We start from the raw sequence: 13,908 nt of genomic DNA, 5'->3' as shown, positions 1-13,908 counted from the left end.
TATTTTTGCTTTATTTATTCCCCACAATACACCCCAAAAAGCACGCCAAAATACCTATTCCTACACTAACTATTACATAAAGAATAGCTTTTAGTAGTTCATTTTGTTGATATAACTGTAATACTTCCAATGAAAAAGTAGAGAATGTTGTAAAACCACCCAAAACACCTGTCATCAGCAATAAGGGCAAAAGGCTCTCCCCTACTCTATTCTTAAAATAGCTATACAATACACCTATAAAAAAGCATCCTAATACATTTACTATCAAAATGCCTATCGGGAACGTACAAGTGCGCGCTATCTTGTTGAAGGCTATTGAAAGCATATAGCGTAATGTGCCTCCTACAAAGCTACCAAGCCCAACTATTAGTATATTTTTTATCATATCAACGCAAACTCCGCACAATCTTCATACGATATATATAGAATCCACTTCATCCTTTCAGATAAAAAGTAATGATGTTCAGGTATATTATCCAATATATCTACTATGACTTTTTCTAAATATTTAAATGAGAATATATAGGTTAGGTTCGATACATTATCTCCTAAATACACCACTTTTTCATCTGGTGCTATCCCCGCCTCCATTGCAATACTCTTTACAAAAGCTACAATGGCTTCATTCTCATCAAAAAACATTCTTTGATACCCATCCAATAACTCAAAATCTACCCTACTCCCTTTAAAAGGCAGGTTAGCATTCACCTTATCTACATAAATATCAGAGCTTATTATTTGAAAATCTCCATCTTCTATATGCTCTTCTAATATTTTGATAAGCTCCAAATCATAAAAATTCTTTTCCATCTCTAACGCCTAATACCAACTGAATATTCTTATACGAGTTCTTCACCAATTCCTTTGCCTCTGCCTCATCTTTCCAGCATACTTTCTCTATACCTTCCTCTGTTTGGGGTACTAACTTCTTCTTGTAAGTAGTGGTCATATCATACCAATAGGTTTCTTTCAAAAAATAGTGTCCATCACGCTTAAACAGGTGGTAAGTAATCGTCCTAAAACGTTGTATCAAGAGCTTTTTTACCCCTGTTTCTTCCTCTACTTCACGCAAGGCACAAGTGGCTATATTTTCACCCTTTTCTTTCTTCCCTTTGGGCAAATCCCAATTGCCGTGTCGCTTGATAAGTAGTACTTTTCCTTCCTCATTATACACCACGCCTCCTCCCGCTTTTATAGTAGGTACAAGCTTCTTAAATTTCTTTATAAGTTTCTCTTCCTTAGGGTGATAGAGATATATTCTACTTACCTCTTTACGACCTAATTCCTTGATGATTTCATCAAAGGTTACATCTTTTAATGGAAAATATTTGACGTTCTCAATATTTTCTCGTACATTTGTCAAAATAATCGACTTATCGTCTAAAAATATTTCATACATAAGCTTATGATTTTAGATAACATTACGGCACAACGTACTGCCGAATTTTTACTGCAAATTAACGCAATAAAATTGAATTCTGAAAATTATTTTACGTGGGCAAGCGGTTGGAAGTCGCCTATTTATTGCGACAATCGCATAATCCTCTCATTCCCAGAGATTCGCAACTACATTGCTAACACTATGGCTACCTATATCAAAAAACATTATCCCTCTGCCGAGGTGGTAGCAGGGGTAGCTACAGGGGCTATCGGAATGGGAATGTTAGTAGCCAATGCACTCGGATTACCCTTTGTCTATGTGCGTCCTGAACCTAAAAAACATGGTCGTCAAAACCAAATAGAGGGATTACTCTCTGCAGGACAACAAGTAATCGTTATAGAAGACCTCATCAGCACGGGTATGAGTAGCCTCAATGCTGTAAAAGCCCTTCGCGACTTCGGCGCTGAAGTTTTAGAAATGGTGGCTATCTTCTCGTATAACTTTGAGGTGGCAAATGCCAATTTTGCTTCCGAAAAACTCTCCCTTCATACCCTCAGCGACTACGACCATCTGCTGGTCAAAGCTTTAGAAATAGGCTACATCAGCGAGTATGAACTCGATACTCTTAAAGAATGGCGCAAAAGCCCCGACACTTGGAAGAATTAACAAATTGAAAAATCAGTAAATTAATATGACTCAAAAAACAGAAATCCCTGAAAACTGGGCTGTCTACATCGGTAGAGTAGAAGATAAACCCGCCGTATTTCGCCTTAATTTAGGTTTGGGCGAAACTGATTTACCGCTCCCTCAATTCACTCATTGTGTGAGAGTAAACATCGTGCTAAAAAATCCTGATGAACACGGCTTTTCATCCGACCAAGAACGTGAACTTCTCTATGATATAGAAGATACACGCCTAATACCTCTACTCAAGGAAACCGACCTATTAGCTGGGGTTTTAACTTTTGATGGGGCAGTTACTTGGTATTTCTACTCTCAAAATGCGGCTGCCTTAGCTCCCTCGTTAGAAGAGGCTTTTAATACAAGCAATTATACTCCTGAAGTAGAAGTAGCCAACGACCCCGAATGGAAAACCTATACAGAATTCCTTTACCCAAATATCTACGAACATCAAAGCATCAAAAACAGTGCTGTACGCCACCATTGCGAGCAGTCTGGCGACCATACCGACCAAGAGCGCCCTATAGATCATTGGTTGTATTTCAACACTGAAAAGGATATGACTGAAGCTATCGATAAGGTGAAAGCTTTAGGCTATGAAATACAAGAAAGTGGCAAAATAGAACCCGAAGAAGGTGATGACCCTAACGAAGATTTAGGCTACCAATTGATAATTACCAAAGTAAATACCATAGAGGCTATCGACCCCGATACTTGGGACTTGATAGATGTAGCTCTCGATACCAACGGCCAGTACGACGGCTGGGAAACCGTTTTAGTAAAATAATAATGAACCATTAATAATTAATCATTGTTTTGAATTTAGAAACCCAAAAAACAATCGTCCCCAAGAGTGCTAAAGACCTTTTTGCTCTCTTAGAAAAAGTAGAGACCTTTGAAAGCTTGATGCCCGATAACATCAGCAAATTTGAAAAACTAAGCGACACTTCTTTTGTGTTTGCCTTAAAAGGAATGCCTGAGATTTATTTAGAAAAGAAAAGTAGTACCCCCTATAGCCAGCTGGTATTAGGGGAAGCAAATGGTAAAATCCCCTTCCAGCTCACCACCAATATTGCTGAAATATCAGATAAAGAAAGTGAAGTGCAACTACTTTTCAAAGGGGATTTTAACCCCATAATGGCAATGATGGTCAAAACGCCCATCAGTAAGTTTATAGAGGTATTAGTAACAAAAATGAAAGGCTTATAATGGCAGGCAATAGCTTTGGCACTCTTTTTAGGCTCACCTCCTTTGGCGAGTCGCACGGCGAGGCATTAGGAGGGGTTATTGATGGTTGTCCGCCAAATATAATCTTGGATTTTGAAGCTATTCAAAATGAACTCGACCACCGTCGCCCAGGACAATCGGCTATCGTTACTCAACGCAAAGAAGGTGATAAGGTACGATTTCTATCAGGTATTTTTGAAGGGAAAACCACAGGTACTCCAATTGGGTTTATCATTGAAAATGAAAACCAACATTCAGCTGATTATGCGCATATAGCAAAAGTATACCGCCCTAGTCACGCTGATTATGTATATCAACAAAAATATGGCATACGTGACTATCGCGGAGGAGGGCGTTCCTCTGCACGTGAAACTGCCTGCCGTGTAGTAGCTGGAGCTATTGCCAAACAAATTCTAAAAAACGTACAAATTACAGCTTATGTATCAGGTGTTGGTGAATTACAACTTTCCACTCCTTATCATAATCTTGACTTATCACTTATCGAAACTAATGCTGTACGTTGTCCTGACCCTATTTTGGCCAAGCAAATGGAAAACTATATTAAATCCATTCGCAAGGAAGGAGATACAGTAGGAGGTATTGTGAGTTGTGTGATAAAAAATGTTCCTATAGGATTAGGAGAACCTGTATTTGATAAACTACATGCACAACTTGGTAAAGCGATGCTCTCTATCAATGCTGTAAAAGGCTTTGAATATGGTAGTGGCTTTGCAGGCACTACAATGCGTGGTAGTCAGCACAACGACCTTTTCAATCCCGATGGCTCTACACAAACCAACTATTCAGGCGGTATACAAGGGGGCATCAGCAACGGTATGGATATTTACTTTAGAGTAGCTTTTAAACCTGTAGCAACCCTTATGCAGTTGCAAACTACTATAGATAGCCAAGAAAATATAGTAGAAATTCAAGGCAAAGGAAGGCATGACCCCTGTGTAGTTCCTCGTGCTGTACCTATTGTTGAAGCTATGGCTGCAATAGTATTGTTAGATTTTTATTTGCTGAATAAAATATATTAAATTATTTTGATAGTTCAATAGATTTTTTATATCTTTGCGGTCTCAATTTGAAAACTAATTATATCTTAATAAAGAAATGGCACATAACATTAAAAAAGGCGTACTTCTTGGAAAAGAAGTACAAGAAGTATTCAAATACGCCAAAGAAAAAGGCTTTGCTCTTCCTGCAGCCAACGTTATCAGTTCTAACTCTATCAATGCTGCTTTAGAAACCGCTGTAGCAGTAAACGCCCCAATGATTATCCAATTCTCTAATGGTGGCGCCCAGTTTATGGCTGGTAAAGGTCTTTCTAACGACAACCAACGTGCTTCAGTTCTTGGAGCTGTAGCTGGAGCAAAACACGTTCACCAACTCGCCGAAGCTTACGGCGCTTCTATCATCTTGCATACTGACCACTGCGCTAAAAAATTACTTCCTTGGTTAGATGGTATGCTTGAAGCTTCTGAAAAACACTTCAAAGAAACAGGAAAACCACTTTTTAGCTCCCATATGATTGACCTCTCTGAAGAGCCTATCAAAGAAAACATTGAAATTTGCAAACGTTATCTTGAACGTATGAGCAAAATGGATATGACTTTGGAAATTGAACTTGGTATGACCGGAGGTGAAGAAGATGGGGTTGATAACTCTCACGTTGACAGCAGCAAACTCTTTACTCAACCTGAAGATGTAGCTTTTGCTTACGAAGAACTTTCTAAAGTAAGCTCACAATTCACTATTGCAGCTGCTTTTGGTAATGTTCACGGTGTATACAAACCTGGTAATGTAAAATTGACTCCAAAAATCTTAAGAGATTCACAAGAGTACGTTTCTAAAAAATACAACTTAGGACACAATGCTCTTGACTTAGTATTCCACGGCGGTTCTGGATCTACTCTCGAAGAAATTCGCGAAGCTATCTCTTATGGTGTAGTGAAAATGAACATTGATACCGACTTGCAATATGCATTCACTGAAGGTATCCGTGACTATATGAAAGCTAAAGCGGCTTATTTACAAGGTCAAATAGGTAACCCTGAAGGTCCTGAAGCTCCTAACAAGAAATACTACGACCCTCGTGTATGGCTTCGTGAAGGTGAAAAAACTTTCGTTACTCGCTTGAAAAAAGCTTTCGAAGATCTTAACAACGTAAATACTTTATAGTATTCCCCCTGATAAACTTTGCCAAAAGGCTACTCAGTATTAGGGTAGGTCTTTTGGCAAAGTTTTTGATTTACTAAAGAAACAAATATTTTTTATTTAGAGTTTTATGAGCAACAACAATTACAATCTAAACAACAATAGTAATAGCAACAATAGCTATAACTTGAATTTCAATAACAACTACAACCCTAACTATCAGAACAACAATGCTCCTGAATTAGTATCGTATGCAACTAATGTAGAACAAGCTACTTTCTATCGTAAAACCTACTCTCACGTAGCAATAGCACTTTTGGCTTTTATAGTAGTAGAAGCTATTTTGATAAATATAGTGCCTGAAAGTTTAATTATCTCTATGGTAAGTAGTCCTTTTGTATGGTTACTTATCTTAGGTGGGTTCTGGTTGGGCTCTATGCTTGCTAGCAAATGGACACAAGCACAGGACAGAAGTACTCAATATAGAGGCTTAGGTATTTATGTACTTTTAGAAGCTATCATTTTTCTACCAATGATTTATATAGCAATGGCTTTCAGTGATGGCTTAGCTATCATTTCACAAGCTGGTATCATAACCTTGTCATTATTTGCGGGACTTACTGCTGTAGTGTTTCTCACTCGTCTAGATTTCTCATTCTTGCGTAGTGTATTAGTAATAGGAGGCTTCATTGCATTAGGCTTGATTGTTGCAGGCGCTATCTTTGGTTTTGATTTAGGTCTTTGGTTTTCTTTAGCAATGGTTGCTTTGGCCGCTGGAGGAATTCTATACGAAACCTACAACATCAAAAACGTATATAGCACTGACCAATATGTAGGGGCAGCCTTACAATTGTTCTCATCAGTAATGTTGCTATTCTGGTACATATTGAGAATCTTACTTTCTAGAAGAGACTAATCTAATAAATCAATTTATCAATTAGCTAATTAGAATAACACAAAAACTTTGCTTTAGGGAAACCTTTAGCAAAGTTTTTGTGTTATTTGATACCCAAAAAATAAAGTTTGCTAATTTATAAATTATATACTATCTTTGCGCTTTATTATTTTTCCTATGAAAATAAAAGAATCTAAATATTACCATCCCATAAATATTCTACAAATAGACTCCGATGACCACGTAGAAGTCTATGACAAATACAAGCTTCTCACTTTCAGTAATCCTTATCGTTGTTTATTAGACGACTTAATGGCTCGTATTTATATTGGTAATGAGGACTTAGTAATCCAACGTGACAAACTCAAACACTTTGTAAAATGTACTGATTACTATACTATAGAATATGCTTCAAAACAAAATGAACTATACGAATCTGAGGAGTGTTATTTTCAGCCCGATCTGGAGATTTTCCTCATTATAGATAAAAATCTCTCAAATGAATATGACAATCAGATTTTTGAAGACGGCTTATACAAAGTAAATTCAGTATACTACCAAAACGATAATCCTAAGGCTAAAGAACATCTAAATTCATTATTTTCTGAATATATAGAAAAGTTTATATCTAAGGAATCAAAGGTTTCCATACTGCTAAAAACACAGATAGGTTTGGAAATAAAAACTCATAGTATCAAGCCTTATCGCATTGACTTTGAAACAATGTACAATGATGATTTTTTTGAGATACATAGCCGAGTAAAGAATGCCTTAACTAATGACAACAAAGGTGTAGTGCTATTCCACGGTATTGCTGGTTCTGGAAAAACAAACTACATTAAATGGCTTACTAGCCAAATCCCTAACAAAAAATTTATCTTTGTGCCTACTACAATGATAGGTTCTCTCACCGATCCCGCTTTTATCAGTCTGCTAATAGGCAATAAAAACTCAGTACTAGTACTTGAGGATTGCGAGAACTACATAGCCGAACGTACAGCTTTCAACAGTAATACCGATGTGGTATCTTCTATACTAAACATAGCCGATGGTATGCTCTCTGATGTATTAGAATGCCAGCTAATATGTACTTTCAATTCCGATATTTCTAAAATAGATTCAGCACTATTGCGCAAAGGAAGGTTAATAGCTGAATACAAGTTTAAAGAACTTACTGTTGAAAAATGTAATAAGTATTTGCAATCTACCGATAGAAATTTTGTAGTAGATAAACCTTACTCTTTAGCTGAACTTACCAATATAGATATAAAGGAACTTAAAGAACAAAACAAACAGACTAAAATAGGTTTTAAATGATACGTATATTACTGACTTTTCTCTTTTTTTCAACAACTTTTGCTCAAGAAACGGCTAGCAGGATGTCATTGCTTTTTATGGGGGATGTAATGGGGCATATCCCTCAAGTAGAAGGAGCTTACAACGCTGATACTAAGCAATATGACTATATGCCCGTGTTTGACAAAATTAAACACAAATTCGCTCAAGTAGACTTTGCAATTGCCAATCTGGAAGTTACTTTAGCAGGGAAACCTTACAAAGGTTATCCTCAATTCTCCTCTCCCAATGCTTTAGCAACTGCTTGTAGAGATAGTGGAATAGACGTATTAGTAACTGCTAACAATCACACTTGTGATAGAGGTAAAAAAGGAATTATCCGTACTTTAGATGTTCTTGACTCTCTTAAAATAGCTCACACAGGCACTTTCCGCAACAAAACGGAGTTTGATAAAAAAAATCTTTTAGTGCTTTCTAAGAATGGTATTTCAGTTGGTATTCTCAATTATACCTATGGAACTAATGGTTTACCAGTCCCTGAACCTACTATAGTAAACCGTATAGACTTTGATCTAATGAAAGAAGATATCGAGAAAGCTAAAAAAACACATCTCGACAAGTTGATAGTAGTAATACATTGGGGAATAGAATACCAACAAAAACAAAACAAAAAACAGGAAGAAGTAGCTCAATTTCTTTTTGATAATGGTGTAGATATCATTATAGGTGGACACCCTCACGTGCTACAACCTATGTATTATTACCCTCAAACAGGGCTTCATAAAGAGCTGTTTGTTGTCTACTCTCTCGGAAATTTTGTGTCTAACCAACGTAAAACCCCATCAGATGGGGGCGCTATGGTAGAGCTAACACTTTTTAAAGATGCACAAGGTACTTACATCGCCGATAAGGGGTACTATTTGGTATGGGTAAATCGGACTCTTAAAGCTAATAAGAAGTATCTTTTTGAAATATTACCTTGCAAGGAATACGAAACAGCTAACTATAAAGACCTTAGCGAAGGAGCGAAGAACAGTATGAATATCTTTATCAAGAACTCACGAAATCTGTTTAAAAAACACAATATATTTATAGAAGAAAAAGAATAATTATCAAATTAATCATTAACAATTAATCATTTATGAAGAGATTACTGTTTTTAGCCTCAGCATTATGCTTGATGGCTTGTAAGAGCACTCAAGCCCCTAAGCCTATAGGGGCGACTCCGCACCCGCGCCAGTTACCTTGGCACGAGATGGAGTATTATGCCTTTATTCATTTCAATATGAATACTTTTACTGATATGGAATGGGGTACAGGAGGAGAAGACCCTAAACTGTTCAACCCTACACAGTTAGATGCAAATCAGTGGGTGAAAGTGATAAAAGATGCCGGTATGAAAGGGGTTATTATCACAGCAAAACACCACGATGGTTTCTGCTTATGGCCTTCAAAATACACTGAACACTCAGTAAAAAATTCGCCTTGGAAAAATGGTAAAGGTGATGTGGTAAAAGAGCTTTCGGATGCTTGTAAGAAGGCAGGATTAAAATTTGGGGTGTATTTATCACCTTGGGATAGGAATCACCCAGAATACGGTAGAGAAGCCTACGTGACTTATTTCCACAACCAATTACGAGAACTGCTTACTAACTACGGAGAGATTTTTGAAGTATGGTTTGATGGTGCTAATGGCGGTAGTGGCTACTACGGAGGGGCTAACGAAACCCGTAAGATTGATGCAGATACTTATTACCAATGGGATAAAACCTACCAAATAATACGCAAATTACAGCCTAATGCTAATATATTTAGCGATGAAGGACCTGAAGTACGATGGATAGGTAACGAACGCGGTTATGGTACTCCTACCAGCTGGTCGCCTTTTACTTCACGACCTGAATTGAGTGGTGCGTCACGTTTCAAACATCAGGCTGAAGGTGATGAAGATGGTAAAAACTGGATACCAGCTGAAGCCGATGTGTCTATTCGCCCAGGTTGGTACTATCACGCTCGTGAAGACCACCAAGTACACCCTTTGGAGAAAATGGTAGATATTTACTACTATTCAGTAGGTCGTAACGCTAACTTGTTACTTAACCTACCTGTAGACCGTCGTGGTTTGGTACACGAAAACGATATAAAACGCCTTATGGAGCTGAAAAAGGTAATTGAAGCTGACTTTGCTCATAACCTTGCTAATCAAGCTACAGTAAAAGCTACTGATGTACGCAAACAACACCAACAGTTTAAAGCTGAAAATGCTATTGATAATAATACAAAAAGCTATTGGGCAACCAATGAGGGTGTGAAAAACGCCTCGTTAGAATTTACATTTGCACAGCCTACTACTTTTAACCGCTTTATGGCACAAGAGTACATCATTTTAGGACAACGTGTGAAGAAATTCAAGTTAGAATACGAGCAAAATGGACAGTGGAAGACTATTGACCAGCAAACAACCATAGGTTACAAGCGCTTGTTGCGTTTCCCTGCTGTTACGGCTACCAAAGTACGCTTCACTATAGAAGATGCTAAAGCTTCTCCACTTATCAGTAATATAGGATTCTATAATGCCCCTGTATTGTTACTTACTCCTAAAGTAGTTCGCAATAAGAAGGGAGAGGTTTCTTTAATTCCTGCTGATGAAACTACTGAAATTTATTACACCTTAGACGGTACTGAGCCTACCCAACAATCGGTACGCTATACAGCTCCGTTTGCAGTAAATGCTGCTACTCAGCTAAAAGTAGTAGGTTTTGACCGCAACACACAACAATATAGTGCTGTAGCAACACACGCTTTAGATGTTCCAAAAACTTTATGGGAAGTGCTTAATATCTCTGCTGAAGAGGCTAAAAATGCTCATAAAGTAATTGATGAGAATCCTAATAGTTCATTTGCTCATAAAGTAGGTTCACAGCCAGCTACTCTTACTATCGATTTAGGTGAATTATTGCACTTAAAAGGCTTTACTTATTTGCCTTCACAAGACCGTTGGGCATCGGGTACTATAAGTCATTACCTATTTGAAGTAAGTAGTGATAACACTCATTGGAAAAAAGTAAGTGAAGGTGAATTTGGTAATATTAAGAACAATCCTATTGAGCAACGCATCAGTTTCCCTGAAGAAAAAGCACGTTATATCAGACTTACCGCTGTTCGCACTGTAGATAATGCTGAGACAATAGTATACGGTGAAATAGGAGTTATTACAAAATAATATGTACCTACAAAACGCACGATTATCAGAAAGTCCTAAATGGCTTTACATTATAGTTCCAACCCTGTTTTTTTTATTTACAGGGTTGAACTTTTTAGTAGCTCAACTACTTGATACAACTGCTATCATCAAAGCAGAAATAGCCCAAAAAGGTGAATTGCAATTTCTATTTGAAAATTTAGTAATATTTGCTATCTTCTTAGGGATATTGTTGCTTTGGGTGAAGTACGTACACAGACAGCCTTTAACTGCTCTTATCACTGGGCGTACGCGCATTGATTGGAAACGGTTTTGGTTTTCATTTTTACTATGGGGAGGAGTAACCGTAGGGATTACTTTGATAGATTATCTGTTTATCAGTCCTGAGGATTATATTTGGAACTTTCAGTGGATACCTTTTTTAAAGTTATTATTAATAGTAATTCTTTTTATACCTTTACAAACAGGCTTTGAAGAGGTGTTCTTTAGAGGATATTTGCTACAAGCTTTAGGACTTACTGTACGCAATAAGTGGTTCCCGTTACTTACTACCTCTTTGCTGTTTGGTTTGATGCACATAGCCAATCCTGAAGTAGAAAAATTAGGTTATAGCCTGCTTATTTACTATATAGGCACAGGTATTTTTTTAGGAATCACGACCCTTATGGACGATGGGCTGGAGTTGGCTCTTGGCTTTCATACTGCTAACAACCTTTTCACAGCCCTTTTAGTTACTTCGGATTGGACAGTGTTCCAAGTACCTTCAGTATTTCGAGATATATCTGAGCCTACTTTGGGATTCAGCATATGGGCTCCCTTATTATTGTATTTTCCTCTTCTATTATACATCTATGCTAAGAAGTATAGATGGAAGAAGTGAAAAAAAACTTTTGAATAATATAAAACCTCTTTTAAAGAGGTTTGGTAACTCTATCAATTACGTTTTCGTTAGAGAGTATAATTAAAAGGTCATCCTTGTTAAGTTTAACATTAGGGTCAGGAGTTACGTTCATTTTGCCATCAGAATGCTTAACTGCTAAAATATTTATCTCATATTTGTGTCGCAAATTTAGCTCCATTAAAGATTTGCCTACATAACTTCTAGGTACTTTTACTTCATAAATAAAATAATCTTCTGCAAATTTGAAATACTCTATAATAGTTGGTCTCAAAACAGAATAAGCTACTTTTTCCCCCATTAGTTCTTCTGGAAACACTACTTGAGTAGCACCTATTTTATATAACACCTTTTCTTGAGTATGATTTACAGCTTTACAAATCACATTTTTTACCCCCATTTCTCTCAACTGCAAGGTAATAAGTATACTTGCCTGAATATTATCTCCTACGCTCACAAAAGCAGTATCAAAATCATCGCGCACTACTTTTTTAAGAGCTATTTCATCTGTAGCATCTAGAATGATTGCTTCCTCTATAATTCCCTCATTGAGAGCCTGCTTGATTACGCCTTCACGCGAATCTATTGCCAATACTGTAGCTTTGTTTTTATAGAGCGTTTTAGCTACTGATTTGCCAAACTCTCCTAATCCAATGACTAAAAAATTCTTCATAATCTATCCTATTAAAATATTTTCTTTGGGATATTTGTAATTTCCTTCTGCTCGTGGTCTTGAAAGGGCTAACATTATAGTAAGAGGTCCTACCCTACCAAGAAACATCGTAAAAATCAATATTAATTTAGAAAAAGTACACAACTCTGGAGTTATTCCAGTTGAAAGTCCACAAGTACTAAATGCCGAAATAAGCTCAAAAGCTATTTTAGTAAATTCTATGTTAGGTTCTAAAGCTGTAAGTATAATAATTGTTGTTAGTACGTACATCATTGCTATAAAAACAAGAGCTGAAGCTTTGTTAAAAAGTTTCCAAGAAATACGTCTTTTAGAAAATTCAATATAATTCTTGTTAAACAACGCTGTTTTTATACCTAAAAACAAGATACCAATAGTAGTAGTTTTCACCCCAGAGCCTGTGGAATTAGGCGAGGCTCCTATAAACATAAAAGTTACGCAAAAAAGAATAGTAGCACTACTCAAATGTTCTAACGGAATGGTATCAAAACCTGCTGTACGCAAACTCACCGAATGAAAAAAACTAATAAGTAAACGATTGAAAGTACTCTTACCATATAAAGTGTAATAATTGCTATATTCCAAAGTAAAAAACAAAAAAGTCCCCGCTACAAGCAAAATAATTGTAGTAATAATCGAAAACTGTGAGTTGATATCCAACCTCCGACGTTTTTTGCGCAAATATTCATACGATTGAATAATAGTAGTAAAACCTAAACCTCCAAAAATAATAAGAAAAGCAATCACTCCATTTACAAAAATATTATAAGTATAGCCCTCAAAACTATTAGGAAACAATGAAATACCAGCATTACAAAATGCCGAAACCGAGTGAAATACTGCCATAAACAATGCCTGTCCAAAGGAATAGTCTTGAATAAATGAACAAAATAAAAACACTGCTCCTACTGCCTCAAAAAGTAAAGTAATAAGCACTACACGCTTAGTAATAGCATAAATATCGTAGGTTTTGTTGTGATTAAGTCCTTCGGCAACCAAGCGTTTAGTATAAAAACCAATACGTTTGGCAATAAGTAATACCAAAACAGAAGAAATAGTAAGTACTCCCAATCCTCCAAACTGAATGAGAATTAACAAAATAAGTTTCCCCCAGATAGTAAATGTAGCCCCTATATTTATTACCGATAGTCCTGTAACAGTTACTGCTGAAGTCGCTGTAAAAAAAGCCTCTAAAAAGGATAAGTCTTTTTCGGGTATATGTGCAAAAGGCATCATCAGCAATAAGGCTCCTATCACTATCAAACCAAAGAAAGAAAGCATTATAATTGTATAGGGGGATATTTTCTTTAACATTTATTACTCTTATTATAATAGTCTTTTGTTTATATCGGGCAAAAGTACAATTTTTTTTGGTGATTGTTCAAAAAAATATAAGTTTTATTAATTTAACGTGAGTTCGATGTAAGAAAAGTTATTTTTTATTTGCAAAAAAGGGATAGTTTTAGTAACTTTGTAG

At 36.5% G+C, this 13,908-nt stretch carries 15 protein-coding genes; 10 read left to right on the top strand and 5 right to left on the bottom strand.

Going from position 1 to position 13,908, the window contains the following annotated elements:
- Positions 1 to 10: 10 nt before the first annotated feature.
- The 3 genes from crcB to Q0162_RS05580 are packed head-to-tail and all read right to left on the bottom strand — an operon-like array spanning position 11 to position 1,399.
- A complete protein-coding gene (gene crcB / locus Q0162_RS05590; RefSeq protein ID WP_297890224.1) occupies positions 11 to 385 on the bottom strand; it encodes a fluoride efflux transporter CrcB in 375 nt (124 codons plus the stop codon).
- Positions 382 to 789: a hypothetical protein gene (locus Q0162_RS05585; RefSeq protein WP_297890223.1), complete on the bottom strand. Its 408-nt coding sequence runs from the start codon at positions 787 to 789 to the stop codon at positions 382 to 384. The genes crcB and Q0162_RS05585 overlap by 4 nt, the downstream gene beginning before the upstream one ends.
- Before the next feature lies 1 nt (position 790).
- A complete protein-coding gene (locus Q0162_RS05580; RefSeq protein WP_002679148.1) occupies positions 791 to 1,399 on the bottom strand; it encodes an NUDIX domain-containing protein in 609 nt (202 codons plus the stop codon).
- 6 nt (positions 1,400 to 1,405) lie between these two features.
- Between Q0162_RS05580 and pyrE the strand changes: the two genes are divergently transcribed.
- The 10 genes from pyrE (at position 1,406) to Q0162_RS05530 (ending at position 11,722) form a co-directional block, all read left to right on the top strand.
- The gene (gene pyrE, locus Q0162_RS05575) at positions 1,406 to 2,047 is read left to right on the top strand and encodes an orotate phosphoribosyltransferase (RefSeq protein WP_297890222.1); all 642 of its coding nucleotides are present in this window, start codon (positions 1,406 to 1,408) and stop codon (positions 2,045 to 2,047) included.
- A gap of 25 nt (positions 2,048 to 2,072) precedes the next feature.
- A complete protein-coding gene (locus tag Q0162_RS05570) occupies positions 2,073 to 2,849 on the top strand; it encodes a DUF695 domain-containing protein (protein WP_297890221.1) in 777 nt (258 codons plus the stop codon).
- Between the two features lie 29 nt (positions 2,850 to 2,878).
- Complete coding sequence (locus Q0162_RS05565; protein WP_297890220.1) at positions 2,879 to 3,271, top strand: SRPBCC family protein; 393 nt, start codon at positions 2,879 to 2,881, stop codon at positions 3,269 to 3,271.
- Positions 3,271 to 4,329 (top strand): chorismate synthase, encoded by a 1,059-nt coding sequence (aroC, locus tag Q0162_RS05560; protein WP_297890218.1) that lies wholly within the window; start codon positions 3,271 to 3,273, stop codon positions 4,327 to 4,329. The genes Q0162_RS05565 and aroC overlap by 1 nt, the downstream gene beginning before the upstream one ends.
- A gap of 76 nt (positions 4,330 to 4,405) precedes the next feature.
- Positions 4,406 to 5,473, top strand: coding sequence for a class II fructose-bisphosphate aldolase (gene fbaA, locus Q0162_RS05555; RefSeq protein WP_297890217.1), 1,068 nt, complete (start codon positions 4,406 to 4,408; stop codon positions 5,471 to 5,473).
- Positions 5,474 to 5,579: 106 nt separating this feature from the next.
- Positions 5,580 to 6,365, top strand: a complete 786-nt coding sequence (locus tag Q0162_RS05550; RefSeq protein WP_297890215.1) for a Bax inhibitor-1 family protein — start codon at positions 5,580 to 5,582, stop codon at positions 6,363 to 6,365.
- A gap of 156 nt (positions 6,366 to 6,521) precedes the next feature.
- Entirely contained in the window at positions 6,522 to 7,661 is a 1,140-nt protein-coding gene (locus Q0162_RS05545) for an AAA family ATPase (protein WP_297890213.1), read from the top strand.
- Entirely contained in the window at positions 7,658 to 8,749 is a 1,092-nt protein-coding gene (locus tag Q0162_RS05540) for a CapA family protein (RefSeq protein WP_297890211.1), read from the top strand. Before Q0162_RS05545 ends, Q0162_RS05540 begins: the two co-directional genes overlap by 4 nt.
- A 32-nt stretch (positions 8,750 to 8,781) precedes the next feature.
- Positions 8,782 to 10,863 carry an alpha-L-fucosidase gene (locus tag Q0162_RS05535; protein ID WP_297890209.1) on the top strand — a complete coding sequence of 694 codons (2,082 nt, stop codon included), beginning with the start codon at positions 8,782 to 8,784 and terminating at the stop codon, positions 10,861 to 10,863.
- Between the two features lies 1 nt (position 10,864).
- On the top strand, positions 10,865 to 11,722 hold the full coding sequence (locus tag Q0162_RS05530; protein ID WP_297890207.1) for a CPBP family intramembrane glutamic endopeptidase: 858 nt from the start codon (positions 10,865 to 10,867) through the stop codon (positions 11,720 to 11,722).
- Positions 11,723 to 11,753: 31 nt separating this feature from the next.
- Here the strand turns inward: Q0162_RS05530 and Q0162_RS05525 are convergent, their stop codons facing one another.
- Together Q0162_RS05525 and Q0162_RS05520 are read right to left on the bottom strand one after the other, a co-directional pair.
- Positions 11,754 to 12,413 carry a TrkA family potassium uptake protein gene (locus Q0162_RS05525; protein WP_297890205.1) on the bottom strand — a complete coding sequence of 220 codons (660 nt, stop codon included), beginning with the start codon at positions 12,411 to 12,413 and terminating at the stop codon, positions 11,754 to 11,756.
- A gap of 3 nt (positions 12,414 to 12,416) precedes the next feature.
- The gene (locus Q0162_RS05520) at positions 12,417 to 13,745 is read right to left on the bottom strand and encodes a TrkH family potassium uptake protein (protein ID WP_297890203.1); all 1,329 of its coding nucleotides are present in this window, start codon (positions 13,743 to 13,745) and stop codon (positions 12,417 to 12,419) included.
- Positions 13,746 to 13,908: the final 163 nt, after the last annotated feature.

This window comes from uncultured Capnocytophaga sp. (assembly GCF_937936315.1).
Classification (GTDB): domain Bacteria; phylum Bacteroidota; class Bacteroidia; order Flavobacteriales; family Flavobacteriaceae; genus Capnocytophaga.
Note: the sequence above shows the minus strand (reverse complement) of the source record. Positions and strands in the feature narration are given on the sequence as shown.